The sequence below is a fragment of the Thermococcus sp. LS2 genome (assembly GCF_012027375.1).
GTDB lineage: Archaea > Methanobacteriota_B > Thermococci > Thermococcales > Thermococcaceae > Thermococcus_B.
Window position 1 is genome coordinate 160049 of record NZ_SNUI01000001.1, and the last position, 11681, is coordinate 171729.

13 protein-coding genes are annotated in these 11681 nt (G+C 41.1%); 5 read left to right on the forward strand and 8 right to left on the reverse strand.

Annotated features, from left to right (window positions below; all coding sequences use genetic code 11):
* Positions 1 to 9 precede the first annotated feature (9 nt).
* Positions 10 to 405, reverse strand: a complete 396-nt coding sequence (locus E3E24_RS00870) for a hypothetical protein (protein ID WP_167886221.1) — start codon at positions 403 to 405, stop codon at positions 10 to 12.
* A 70-nt stretch (positions 406 to 475) separates the two neighbouring features.
* Here E3E24_RS00870 and E3E24_RS00875 point away from each other — a divergent pair, with 70 nt between their 5' ends.
* Complete coding sequence (locus tag E3E24_RS00875) at positions 476 to 1159, forward strand: DUF4152 family protein (protein ID WP_167886222.1); 684 nt, start codon at positions 476 to 478, stop codon at positions 1157 to 1159.
* A gap of 9 nt (positions 1160 to 1168) precedes the next feature.
* Here E3E24_RS00875 and iorA read toward each other — a convergent pair whose 3' ends face one another.
* The 3 genes from iorA to E3E24_RS00890 all read right to left on the reverse strand — a co-directional run bounded on the left by iorA (position 1169) and on the right by E3E24_RS00890 (position 3616).
* Positions 1169 to 3019 (reverse strand): indolepyruvate ferredoxin oxidoreductase subunit alpha, encoded by a 1851-nt coding sequence (iorA, locus tag E3E24_RS00880; RefSeq protein WP_167886488.1) that lies wholly within the window; start codon positions 3017 to 3019, stop codon positions 1169 to 1171.
* A gap of 126 nt (positions 3020 to 3145) precedes the next feature.
* A complete protein-coding gene (locus E3E24_RS00885; RefSeq protein WP_167886076.1) occupies positions 3146 to 3352 on the reverse strand; it encodes a hypothetical protein in 207 nt (68 codons plus the stop codon).
* A gap of 6 nt (positions 3353 to 3358) precedes the next feature.
* On the reverse strand, positions 3359 to 3616 hold the full coding sequence (locus tag E3E24_RS00890; RefSeq protein WP_167886489.1) for a hypothetical protein: 258 nt from the start codon (positions 3614 to 3616) through the stop codon (positions 3359 to 3361).
* A 106-nt stretch (positions 3617 to 3722) separates the two neighbouring features.
* Here E3E24_RS00890 and E3E24_RS00895 point away from each other — a divergent pair, with 106 nt between their 5' ends.
* Together E3E24_RS00895 and E3E24_RS00900 are read left to right on the forward strand one after the other, a co-directional pair.
* Positions 3723 to 4010, forward strand: coding sequence for a hypothetical protein (locus E3E24_RS00895; protein ID WP_167886223.1), 288 nt, complete (start codon positions 3723 to 3725; stop codon positions 4008 to 4010).
* Positions 4000 to 4749, forward strand: coding sequence for a YbaK/EbsC family protein (locus E3E24_RS00900; RefSeq protein ID WP_167886224.1), 750 nt, complete (start codon positions 4000 to 4002; stop codon positions 4747 to 4749). The genes E3E24_RS00895 and E3E24_RS00900 overlap by 11 nt, the downstream gene beginning before the upstream one ends.
* Positions 4750 to 4756: 7 nt before the next feature.
* On the opposite strand, the gene E3E24_RS00905 is transcribed toward E3E24_RS00900, so the two are convergent.
* The 4 genes from E3E24_RS00905 to trmBL1 all read right to left on the reverse strand — a co-directional run bounded on the left by E3E24_RS00905 (position 4757) and on the right by trmBL1 (position 8146).
* Positions 4757 to 5068, reverse strand: a complete 312-nt coding sequence (locus E3E24_RS00905) for a hypothetical protein (RefSeq protein ID WP_167886225.1) — start codon at positions 5066 to 5068, stop codon at positions 4757 to 4759.
* A gap of 121 nt (positions 5069 to 5189) precedes the next feature.
* Positions 5190 to 5639, reverse strand: a complete 450-nt coding sequence (locus E3E24_RS00910; protein WP_042681967.1) for an HIT family protein — start codon at positions 5637 to 5639, stop codon at positions 5190 to 5192.
* A gap of 103 nt (positions 5640 to 5742) precedes the next feature.
* The gene (locus E3E24_RS00915) at positions 5743 to 7113 is read right to left on the reverse strand and encodes a glycogen synthase (RefSeq protein WP_167886226.1); all 1371 of its coding nucleotides are present in this window, start codon (positions 7111 to 7113) and stop codon (positions 5743 to 5745) included.
* Positions 7114 to 7123: 10 nt separating this feature from the next.
* Positions 7124 to 8146 (reverse strand): HTH-type sugar sensing transcriptional regulator TrmBL1, encoded by a 1023-nt coding sequence (gene trmBL1 / locus E3E24_RS00920; RefSeq protein WP_167915503.1) that lies wholly within the window; start codon positions 8144 to 8146, stop codon positions 7124 to 7126.
* 83 nt (positions 8147 to 8229) lie between these two features.
* Here trmBL1 and E3E24_RS00925 point away from each other — a divergent pair, with 83 nt between their 5' ends.
* Positions 8230 to 10197: a glycoside hydrolase family 13 protein gene (locus E3E24_RS00925; protein WP_167915504.1), complete on the forward strand. Its 1968-nt coding sequence runs from the start codon at positions 8230 to 8232 to the stop codon at positions 10195 to 10197.
* Positions 10198 to 10319: 122 nt separating this feature from the next.
* On the forward strand, positions 10320 to 11660 hold the full coding sequence (locus E3E24_RS00930; RefSeq protein ID WP_167886229.1) for an extracellular solute-binding protein: 1341 nt from the start codon (positions 10320 to 10322) through the stop codon (positions 11658 to 11660).
* Positions 11661 to 11681 lie beyond the last annotated feature (21 nt).

Consider the following 11681-nt stretch of genomic DNA (forward strand, 5'->3'; position numbering starts at 1 on the left):
CTAGCCATTTTAAGTTCTCCCAAATTCAATTGCTTCAAGAATTTTCTCCTTAGTTGCAGGTTCAGCATGCAAATTAACTCTGACAAACCCCTTAACATCTTGAGTTCTTTTTTCAGAAAATACATAAAGTACAAGCTCCTCATCAGTTTCCTCTATAACCTCTATATGATTAAGTGGGATTTTTATGTATCCATACTCTGCTTCCTTCCCATGCCTCCAAAATCCGAAGAAAATTAAACTATCTTCATTGCAGAATACATCCAGCATAGGTTGGGGGGTCCGAGAAATTATGGGAAATTCTCCTTCTTCTGTAACTGCGGTGATACTACCTTTTACACTACCAAGATAAAGCCCACCCGAAAGCATATCCAAATAAAATCCCAAAATTTCACTACCTTTCTCCATACAATCACTTCCCTTAAATATAATACCCCCTAATCCTTCTTAGGTAATGAGAAATTAACGGGGTGAAAACATGAGGATAGTTTCAGCTGACACTGGAGGGGCTGTGCTAGATGAGAACTATGAACCAATAGGACTGATAGCAACCGCCGCTGTCCTCGTTGAAAAGCCATACAAAACAGCGACAATGAGCATAGTGAAATATGCTGATCCATTTAACTACGATTTAAGTGGAAGAGAGGCAATTAAAGATGAAGTGTTTTTAGCCATAAAGCTCGCTAAGAAAGTTAAACCAGATGTAATTCACCTAGATTCAAGCTTAGGTGGAATAGAACTCAGAAAACTTGATGATCCAACAATAGATGCATTAAGAATCTCAGATAGAGGCAAAGCGATATGGCATGAGCTGAGCAAAGATCTGCAGCCTTTGGCAAAGCGCTTTTGGGAAGACACTGGGATAGAGATTTTGGCAATTGGAAAGGACAGCGTAGCTGTTAGGATTGCAGAAATTTACGCTGGAATTTATTCAGCAAAATGGGCAGTTGAGCATGCAAAGAAAGAGGGTAACATAAGGATAGGTCTCCCGAGGTACATGAGAGTTGAAATCCATGAAAGCAGAATTTACGGTGAAAGCTTAGATCCCAGAGAAGGTGGATTGTATGGAGAAATAGAGTCGAATAATGAAGGAATCGGGTGGGAGCTTTATCCCAATCCAGTAGCTAGGACTTTCATGGTGCTGGAGGTGTGGAAAGAATAAAAAGGAAGCTTACTCTTTCTTCTCTATTTCACTTGGAAACTTAATTGCATCAAACGGACAAAGCTGGTTGCAGATTCCACAACCTGTACATATTAACGGGTCAATCTTGACTTTGTTGATCTCTGGATCATAAACCAGTGCAGGACAACCTGTCAGAAGAATGCACGCCTTACAGCCAACACATTTGTCCCCAATTACTGTCGGCAGTTCTTCTATCTCACCTCTTCTTATCACTGGAATTATGCACTCCCTCTTAGCTATGATAACTGCTGGTCCCTTAATCTGCATCGCTTCTTTTATTGCTTCTCTCGTTGCCTTCAAATCATACGGATCAACTGTTTTGACGTATTTGACTCCTAAAGCTTTGACTAATGCCTCAATGTCAATCTCATTGAATTTTCTCCCTGTTTCACTTCCACCAGTTCCGGGGTGAGGCTGATGTCCAGTCATTGCCGTTGTTCTGTTGTCAAGAATCATCACAAGAACATCAAGATTCTTGTAAACAGCATCCACCAGAGGCTGTATTCCGTTGTGGAAGAATGTCGAGTCTCCAATTGTGGCAACAATTTTCTTGCCAAAAGCTATGCTCTGGCCGTTTGCTAAGCTTATGCTTGCTCCCATGACGTATTCCGTCCAAATAGCCTCAAGAGGGGGTAGCAATGAGAGGGCATAGCACCCAATATCCCCATGAACTGGAAGCTCATCTCTTTTGAATTTAAGTTCTCTAAGAGCATCGAGCAGAGCTCTATAAGAGCCGCGGTGAGGGCAGCCTGGACACATGGTTGGAGGTCTTGAGGGTGCTAGTTTTTCTGCTTCTTCCACTTCCTTAGGCTTCTCGTAGCTTTGGGCTTCCTTTCCAAGAAGTCTCAAAAGGGCGTTTCTAACCAAGCTTGGCGTTAACTCTCCTTCAAGAGGCAAATGGCCGGTTCTCTTCCCATATATTGGAACGCTAAGCCCTTCCTCATACGCTGCAATTTTAACCTCTTCCTCTAAGAAAGGTGCCCCATCCTCAACAACTATCGCCATGTCAACGCTCTTAAGAAAATCAACTACCAGTTTCCTTGGAAGAGGATGCGGGGTTGAGAGCTTTAAGATTTTAAAGCTTTCACCAATCTTTGGAACAACTTCTTTTACATAGTTGTATGGAGCTCCTTCAGCAATAATTCCTATTCTTCCGTCACCTTCAACCCAGTTGAAGCTTAAAGTTTCGAATTCTTTTTCAATTTCTCTAAGCGTCTTGTTCAGCCATTTATGCCTCTCCAAGTTGCCTTTCATTGAGGCTCTCACATACCTCTGTATGTCCTTCTTGAACTCCGGCTTTCTCTCAAGCTTAACAAACTCGCCAACTTCAACGTCAGCAGTTGTGTGATTTACCCTAGTCGTAGTTCTGAATATCACAGGAACTTTGTATTTCTCACTAAGCTCATAGGCATATTTGATTAAGTCATGAGCTTCTTGGGGGTCATAAGGCTCAAGGACCGGTAAAAGGGAGAGCTTTCCATAATATCTGTCATCTTGCTCTGTTTGAGAAGTATGAGGCCCAGGGTCATCTGCAACAAGAATCACCAATCCACCTTCAACACCAGAATAAGCCAAGCTCATGAGAGGATCAGCGGCAACGTTTAAGCCAACACATTTCATAGTTACCAAACTTCTAAGCCCAGCATAAGAAACGCCAGCTGCTTCTTCTAAAGCTACTTTCTCATTTGGCGCCCATTCAGCAAAAATCTCAGGATTAAGACGTGCTATCGTTTCAATGACCTCGGTTGATGGGGTTCCAGGATAACCAGTTGCAAAAGAAATTCCGCTCTCTAAAGCTCCATAAGCAATAGCTTCATTACCCATCAAAAGTTTCCTCATCCTCACCACCAAAAATTAATCGAGCTTCATGTTAAAAACCCGTATTTCGGAAAGATAGCAGGCAGAATGAAAAAGATTCAAAAGAGAGAGGAGAATCCAAATTAAATTTCAAAGGTATATTTTCACTTAGCTTTCTTGTTCTCCTAATCTAAAAACAATGATCAGAAGCACAATTATAACTAAAAATGCACCTCCAGTTTCTAAACCAAGTCCCTTGATAATTATAGAAACCTTAAAAACCACTTCCCATCCTATAAATGCTGTTATCATGAGAACCATCAGAGCAAGGAGAATTTTGTATCCATAGCGCTCCATGAAAAGCGCAAAATCCAAAATAAATCACCTCCTCTTATACCACTTATCATCATAGAAGTACTTTCCATGTGCTTGGGCATAGGCATCCATGACCTTTCTCCTAACTGAGAAAGCGTAAACCACCACTATTATTAGCATCAGCCCCCCAATTTCCCAGCTGTATCTCCGGAGGAAGTATAGGTAGCCGAGTATTGGTATTCCAACAACCACTACTATTACGAGAGCCATCAATCCAAGAAGTAGCTTATATCCATACCTCTCCATGAAGAGGGCAAAATCCATAAACACCACCATGGTAAATTCTCCATTAAAGTTTAAAAGTTTTTCATTTATTGTAGTTGCCGAGCATCTTAAATATCTTCACAGCAATTAATCAATGGTGCCAAAAATGAAGGTTAAAGAGCTTTTAGAGCTTGTTGAAGAAGCAATAGCAAACGTCAAAGTTGCAGTAGTTGTGAGCAATCAAAGAATTTTTGAAAGCCCTCATACAAGCTGGGAGTTTACTCAGCGCTCTTTAGAGTTGCAAGATGAACTCGATAAGCTGAATAGGATAAAAGACTATCTCTTAAAATTTGATCCGGAGGAGGATGTCAAGAAGATGTTCTCAAAGGAAGAGTTTGAGGAACTTTTGAAATACCTAGCAACAATAAGGGAGATGAAGGAGCATGAATTTTAAAGAGCTTGAGGAAAGAGCGGTTAAGTTTCGAGATGAAAGACTGTGGAAGAAATACCACACTCCGAAAAACCTCACTATTTCAATAGCTGTAGAGGTGGGAGAGCTTTTAGAGCATTTCCAGTGGGACACAAACGAAGAAATTCTTGAGAAAGTTAAGAATCCAAAGATTAAAGAAGAGATTGGAGATGAAATTGCTGATATAATAATCTACCTCACGCTTTTGGCCCATGAGCTTGGCATTGACTTAGATGAAGCTGTTGAAAGGAAGCTGAAGAAAAATGAGGAAAAGTATCCAGCAAAGGAAATAAGACTTCAAGAAATCGTTGAAGAGCTTGGAGGGGAAATAATTGAAGTTGGAAAAGAAGTTAGGAGCGTCAAACAGGTTACAAAGCTCCTAGGAGTCAAGCCAGAGCAAGTTGTTAAATCCCTAGTCTTCATCACTGAAAAGGAGCCAATTTTAGTCATAGTTGATGGAAAGTCTAAAGCTAGCTTAGAAAAGCTCGCAAAATACTTTAGGAAAGTTAGAATGGCAAGCAAAGAGGAAGTTGAGAAAATTACAGGATATAAAGTCGGAGAAGTTCCACCAGTTGGGGTTTCAATTAGAACGGTGATTGACAAGAAAGTCCTTGAAAAAGAAATCGTAATAGCCGGCGGTGGAAGAATTGACCGCCTGATAAAGATAAAGCCAGAGAAGACAGTTGAGTTCCAAAAGGCCGAAGTTCTAGACATTGCGGAATAAAAAGAAATCAGAAAGCACCATAGGCCTTAAGCTCCTCAGCAAGCTTTTTATAGTCTTCAGCTTCCATCACTTTTTCTGCCATCTTTGTTAGGAGAAAATAAAGAGTTGCAATGTTATTTTTAGTGAGCTTAATCCTCACGTCAATTCCAAATCCATAAATCTCAACATAATCATCTTTGAATACAACGTAATAAGTTGCCTTTTGAGAGTCATTATATTCGTCTTCAGAAGGCTGCTCATCAGTGGGAAAAAGAACCAGCGGCTCTTTGAGAATGTCAAGCTCCATTTCATAATATTCAAACTTTCTCATACTAATCATGGCTAACCACCAACTAGAAGAGCATACAGCCACAATTTGCTACATACTCCTTTGTTCCTGCTCTTTAAAAGCTTTTTCATTCGACGATTTGCAAAGAGATTTTAGACAAAAAAGGTAAAAATCAACTCTTAAATGCAGTTCTAAGCTTTTCAGTTTCCTCTTCACTCATCCTGTTCCTAATCCATCGTTCTTTTAGCTCTAAGTTCTCGTCTTCAATGTCAAGGACAGCCTTTCTGACACCCCCTCTCGGAAAGTTCGTATCTCCTTCATACCTCGGAATTACATGAATGTGAAGATGAGGAACAGTCTGCCCAGCGGCTTTTCCTAAATTTATACCAACATTAAAGCCGTCTGGATTTAAAGTCAGCTTCAACTTCTCCATTGCAAGTTCAATTCCTCTAAGCAAGGCAACTTTCTCCTCAAAGCTCAGCTCCTCCCATTTTTCCACATGCCTCTTTGGGACAACCAATAGATGACCTTTATTGGCTGGATAAGAGTCAATAAGGATCCTAATTAAGTCATCTTCATAAAGCAGCACTTCAGGATTTGCATTGCAGAAGGGGCATTTCATTTAACCACCTCCAAAATTATAAAGAGGAAGAAAATAAAAAGCTATGGCAGATGATGAGCTTGGCCGCTCCTGAGTGATGAGGACAAACCTCGGTCCTGATGCCTCATTTTATGAAGCTTATTGCCTTGTCTATGTCATTTTTGTAAGCTCTGAGATATCTCCTACATGCGTTCTCCCATGTAAAGACTTCCTTTGCTTTCCTCTTCCCATTAGCCCTCATTTTCTTCAGCAGCTCTGGATTTTCCTCCCTAAGCTTCGCCATCCTAAGCATTGCTTGGGCTAAAGCGAAGGCATCCCTTGGAGGAACTAAAAGTCCTGTGGCATTTTCTTCATCTTCATCCAAGCTCACTATAGTATCTTTAATGCCCCCAACCGCTGAACCAATTGGAATTGCTCCTAAGCACATTGCCTCCATCTGCACAAGACCAAAAGGCTCAAAGTATGAAGGCACTACAACAAAATCCACACTACCGTAGAACTCTCTCGTAAATTCTCTTTTGAGCATCTTGGTGATGACCTTCACGTTGCTTGGATATTTGCTCTCCACTGCATGTGCCCAGTTCTCAAGCTCTGGGTCGCCTTTCCCAATGATGATGAACCTCATCCTAGAGAACTCTTGAGGATAGCTCTCCGCTAAAATTTCGATAGCCCTCAAAAGGGTATCTACTCCCTTCTGTGCTCTGTCAAATCTACCTATGAACATAAAAGCAATCCCATCGCTTAAGCCTAAGCTTTCAAGTATCTTTTTCCTCCTCTCCTCTCTCGATAAATTTCTGTTCTCCAAGAGCTCCTCATTCCAGAAGTCGCAAGCTATGCCGTTGAAGACGTGAGTTACTTTGCCCTCAAACATTCCGAAGAATGCCCATTCCTCCCAGAGGTAGCTTCTGCTAACTGTTGTAACGAGATCAGCTATGTAGCAGAGGGTATGTTCTGGATCTATGTCTGGATAAGGAGCTAATTCCCCTAAGTTAGATATGTGGAAGTAATACGCTGGAACTTTGGATTTGTTCAAGCGGTGAATGGTTGCAACGATAGGGATTTGGAAGTATTTCCTTAAAAGCCCAGCAGCAAAGACAGTGTGCCAGTCGTGAGCATGTATCACCTCGGGCTTTCCTTCCCTTTCTATAATTTTGTTCAACAATCCAACGCTTGCTTTTCCAAAATGAACTGCTTTGCTTAGCATACCCTCCCATCCAGGGCCATAAACATCAGGATTGTCTAATAGAGGGTCGCTAATTGAAAAAACTCTGACTCCATTCTGCTTTCTCTCATAAACCTTAACCTCCCAAACATGACCCGAAACGTCTATTTTAAAGCTTGTATATTCTTTTCCTTCTTTGAAGCCGTGTGATGGTGTGAAAACGATAACCTCATTGCCAAGCTCCGCTAAGGTTTCAGCTATGCTGGTTATTGCCTCAGCTAACCCACCGACTTTCACTGGTAGATACTCAAATCCAAGCATTAAGATTTTCATTTTTAGCACCTCAGTCCAAGAGTATGAACTTCTCCCCTTCAATGTCCTCGAAGTAGCTACCGAGTCCACCAACTTTCCACTTTTTCTCTCCATCATCAACGATTATGCTTGCTGTTAATGGTGTGTACTCAAACTCCGCAAGCTTTCCTCTGACAGTTATTGCTTCCTTGTTTTCCACAAGCTTTCCAATGACCTCAATTTCTCTCGGGAGACTTATCTGTTTAAGGAGAGTTATCAGTGTTCTAATGTTCACAAGCTGGAGCGGCTTTTTCAGCTTATCATAGTTTATCGGCTTGATTATTGTGCTATTGTCGAGGTAAATCGTGTAGAACCAGTGCATGTAGTTTTGAATAAGCTTCGCTGACTTTGCCCAGAAGGAGTAAAACTTCTCCTTTCTCCTATCCCTTGGAAGAGCTCCAAAGAACAGTGCATAGTCAATGTCCCCTATGATCCAGCTCGCCATAAGCCAAGGCGCACCACCGCTTTTTGCCAGGATAACATTATCCCGCTTGAGCCACTCTGGAACCTCCTCGAAGTTACTAATTATCACAAAGATAACATCTTTCCTCTTCTTGATCTCTTCTCTGAGGAGGGAGAGGAACTCAAAGGGTGTGTTTATTAAAACCTCATACTTCGCAGTCCTTATTATGTACTCAGCCCTCTCAAGGGTGTTGTCAAAGCCATGAATTGTCCAAATCTCAGGTAGCTCTTCTCCATGAACAGACTTGTAAAGTTCCAGAAAAGCCTTCTTAAGATCTTCAATGTCTGCTATTAAATCCTCTTTGATTTTTTCAAGGATCACCTCGGGATTCACTGGTTTGTACAAACGGGGAGTTCCGTGCATTATATCAACGAAGCCCTTTCTGTGAAGAGAGCTTAAAACATCGTAAACTCTCGTGTGCGGAATACCGCTTTCCTTTGTTATATCCGTAGCTTTGCTTGGGCCGAGTTTGAGAAGAGTTATGTATGCTAAGCTTTCATACTTTGTCAAACCAAACTTCTGAAGTTTTTCAATTATTTCTTCCTCCTTCATTTTTCAAACCCCCAACTTTTTTAAGCTTTCACTGAATAAAGTTTAATCATCATCAGTGATATAACCCTAATAGGGTGTTCTATATGTATAAGATTTTCGGCTTTAAAAATGATGAATATCTCGGCAAAGTTGCAGAAGTGGAGTTCAGCATACCCAAGAGAGGAAGCTATGCCTATCTCCTCGGGAACTTCAATGCATTCAATGAGGGAAGCTTTCGCATGAGAGAAAAAGACGAGAGGTGGAGTATAGAAATCGAGCTTCCAGAGGGAGTTTGGTACTATGCCTTTTCCATTGATGGAAACTTAACGTTAGATTTTGAAAATAATGAAAAAACTGTGTATAAAAGGCTTTCATATAAATTTAAGCGGACTGTCAATGTTGCTAAAATCTTCTCGGGAGAGAAATTTTACCATTATCCATCTTTGATTTACGCTTATTCTTTGGGAGACTTAGCTTATATTCGATTTAGAGCCATAAAAGGAACAGTCAAAAGAGTGTTTTTAATTTCAGATCAAAAATATGAAATGAGAAGAAAAGCACAAGATGACCTCTTTGAGTATTTCGAAGCAGTCTTGCCCAGAAAAGAAAGACTTGAGTACTATTTCGAGATCCATACAGCAGATGAAATTATTGATTATGGAGATTTTAAGGTAGATTTTAACGAGCAAAAAGAGATGTTTAAACCACCCATCTGGATTTTTGAGAGAGTCTTTTATCAAATAATGCCTGACCGCTTTGCCAATGGGAATCCAGAGAATGACCCACGCAATTGTATAGAGTTTAAAAATATCACTCATCACGGCGGCGATCTTGAGGGCATTATAGAGAGGCTTGACTACATTGAGGAACTTGGAGTTAATGCTCTTTACTTAACCCCAATCTTTGAGTCCATGACATATCATGGCTATGATATCATTGATTATTTCCACGTTGCCAAGAAGTTTGGAGGGGACAAGACATTTGAGCAGCTGGTTGATGAGTTGAAAAAGAGAGACATCAAGCTAATTCTCGATGGTGTCTTTCATCACACGAGCTTCTTCCATCCCTACTTCCAAGATATTCTTGAAAAAGGGAAAGAGAGCAAGTACAGAAACTTCTATCGCATCATTGACTTCCCTGTAGTTTCAAAAAAATTTCTAAAAGTTTTGCACTCCAATAAATCTTGGGTCGAAAAATACCAAAAACTTAGGAAATTTAAATGGAACTATGAGAGCTTCTTCTCAGTCTGGTTAATGCCTCGTTTAAATCACGAAAATTCAGAGGTTAGAAAGTTTATACGCACCGTGATGAAATACTGGCTTGAGAGAGGAGCAGATGGATGGAGGTTAGATGTTGCTCACGGTATTCCGCCTGATGTCTGGCGAGAGATTAAGAAAGATATCCCGGATGATGCATATCTTTTAGGAGAAGTTATGGACGACGCTCGCTTATGGCTCTTTGACAAATTCCATGGAACAATGAACTATCCATTGTATGAAGCTCTTTTGAGGTTCTTCGTTTACAATGAAATTACTGCTGAAGAATTTCTCAACTGGCTTGAGCTTTTGAGTGTTTATTACGGACCGGCAGAATATACCATGTACAACTTCCTTGACAATCATGACGTGGAGCGCTTTTTGGGACTCGTTAGAGATAAGAGGAAATATCTCTGTGCCTTAACATTCCTAATGACTTACAAGGGAATTCCAGCCATATACTATGGCGATGAAGTTGGACTGGATAACATGGATATTGACTCTATGGAAGTCTCGAGGGTTCCCATGGAATGGAATGAAAAGATATGGGACAAGGAAATACTCGAGACCACAAAAGAGCTGATAAGGCTGAGGAAGAGAAGCAAAGCTTTGCAAAAAGGAGCATTTGTTCCGATATTTTTTGAGGATAGGCTCCTCATATACGAAAGAGTTTCTGAAGAAGAAAGAATACTGATTGGGATTAATTATTCAAAAAAGGAAGCAGAAATCGAGCTGCCAGGAAAAGTCAAGATTCTTCTGGGCCAACTTCATGGAGAAAGATTGCCTCCCTTCTCATTTTTCATTTCATCTTTATGATTTCCGATGCACTTCTTTGAGCAAGATACATAAAAGGGAACATCCGTGAACGAAAATCGTAAGGTATATATATCACTGGCGATGATACTTTCATGACAACAACTAATGTAAGGTGAACCCCTATGAAGAAAAGTTTGTTGGCACTATTTTTGATTGGTGTTTTGGCATTTAGCGTAGTTGCTAGCGGCTGTATTGGCGGAGAAAAAACAACAACTCCGACTGCAACTCAAACAACTTCTTCTCCAAGCCCCACAAAGACAACAACCTCATCTCCCACGACTACAACAACCACTACAACAACACCGACTGAAACCGAAAAGGTTCCAAGTGGAAAAGTCGTGATATGGCACGCCATGCAGCCAAATGAAGCTCAGGTTTTTGAGTCAATAATCGAGGAATTCATGGCAGAGTATCCAAGCATTGAGATAGTTCTTGAGCAGAAGCCAAACCTTGAAGATGCCCTTAAGGCAGCAATTCCAGCTGGCCAAGGTCCAGACTTATTCATTTGGGCCCATGACTGGATTGGAAAGTTTGCCGAGGCTGGTTTGCTTGAGCCAATTGATGAGTATGTAACTCCAGACATTCTTGACAAGTTCAGCGGAATGGCAAAGGAAGCAATTGACTATGGTGGACACTACTATGCAATGCCATTCGCAGCTGAAACAGTTGCAATTATATACAACAAGAAGATGGTCAGCGAGCCACCAAAGACCTTTGATGAGATGAAAGCAATAATGGAGAAATACTCCAAGCCAGACGAGGAGAAATACGGAATTGCATATCCAATCAACGCCTACTTCATCTCAGCTTGGGCTCATGCATTTGGAGGCTACTACTTCGATGACAAGACAAAACAACCCGGATTAGACAAGCCAGAGACTATCAAAGGATTTGAGTTCTTCTTCAAGAACATCTTCCCATACATGGCACCAACAGGTGACTACAACACCCAGCAGGCTATATTCCTTGAGGGAAGAGCTCCAATGATGGTCAACGGTCCATGGAGCATTGGAAGCGTTAAGGATGCTGGAATTGACTTTGGTGTTGCCCCACTGCCACCAATAATTGAGAATGGAAAGGAGTACTATCCAAGGCCATACGGTGGAGTTAAGCTCATTTACTTTGCAAAGGGCATAAAGAACAAAGATGCAGCATGGTTCTTTGTCAAATGGTTCACAACTAACCCAAAAGTTGCTAAAACATTGGCTAAAGAGCTCGGTTACATTCCAGTCCTTAAGGAAGTGCTGAACGACCCAGAGATACAAAATGACCCAGTCTTATATGGATTTGGTAAGGCCGTTGAATACGCAATTCCAATGCCAAAGAGCCCAGAGATGGGAAGCGTCTGGGGACCAGTTGATGCTGCAATTACAGAGATCCTCAAAGACCCACAAAATGCTGACATAGCTGCAATATTGAAAGCCCAGAACGAGGAGATACTGAAAGCAATTAGCGGAGGCTGATAACTCTTCTTTTTTCCCTTT

Coding starts and splice junctions, on each gene's coding strand:
- iorA (WP_167886488.1), bottom strand. CDS start 3,019: ATGAGGAAACTTTTGATGGGTAATGAAGCTATTGCTTATGGAGCTTTA.
- E3E24_RS00890 (WP_167886489.1), bottom strand. CDS start 3,616: ATGGATTTTGCCCTCTTCATGGAGAGGTATGGATATAAGCTACTTCTT.
- trmBL1 (WP_167915503.1), bottom strand. CDS start 8,146: ATGAAGGAGGAAGAAATAATTGAAAAACTTCAGAAGTTTGGTTTGACA.
- E3E24_RS00900 (WP_167886224.1), top strand. CDS start 4,000: ATGAATTTTAAAGAGCTTGAGGAAAGAGCGGTTAAGTTTCGAGATGAA.
- E3E24_RS00915 (WP_167886226.1), bottom strand. CDS start 7,113: ATGAAAATCTTAATGCTTGGATTTGAGTATCTACCAGTGAAAGTCGGT.
- E3E24_RS00895 (WP_167886223.1), top strand. CDS start 3,723: ATGAAGGTTAAAGAGCTTTTAGAGCTTGTTGAAGAAGCAATAGCAAAC.
- E3E24_RS00870 (WP_167886221.1), bottom strand. CDS start 405: ATGGAGAAAGGTAGTGAAATTTTGGGATTTTATTTGGATATGCTTTCG.
- E3E24_RS00930 (WP_167886229.1), top strand. CDS start 10,320: ATGAAGAAAAGTTTGTTGGCACTATTTTTGATTGGTGTTTTGGCATTT.
- E3E24_RS00925 (WP_167915504.1), top strand. CDS start 8,230: ATGTATAAGATTTTCGGCTTTAAAAATGATGAATATCTCGGCAAAGTT.
- E3E24_RS00910 (WP_042681967.1), bottom strand. CDS start 5,639: ATGAAATGCCCCTTCTGCAATGCAAATCCTGAAGTGCTGCTTTATGAA.
- E3E24_RS00875 (WP_167886222.1), top strand. CDS start 476: ATGAGGATAGTTTCAGCTGACACTGGAGGGGCTGTGCTAGATGAGAAC.
- E3E24_RS00905 (WP_167886225.1), bottom strand. CDS start 5,068: ATGATTAGTATGAGAAAGTTTGAATATTATGAAATGGAGCTTGACATT.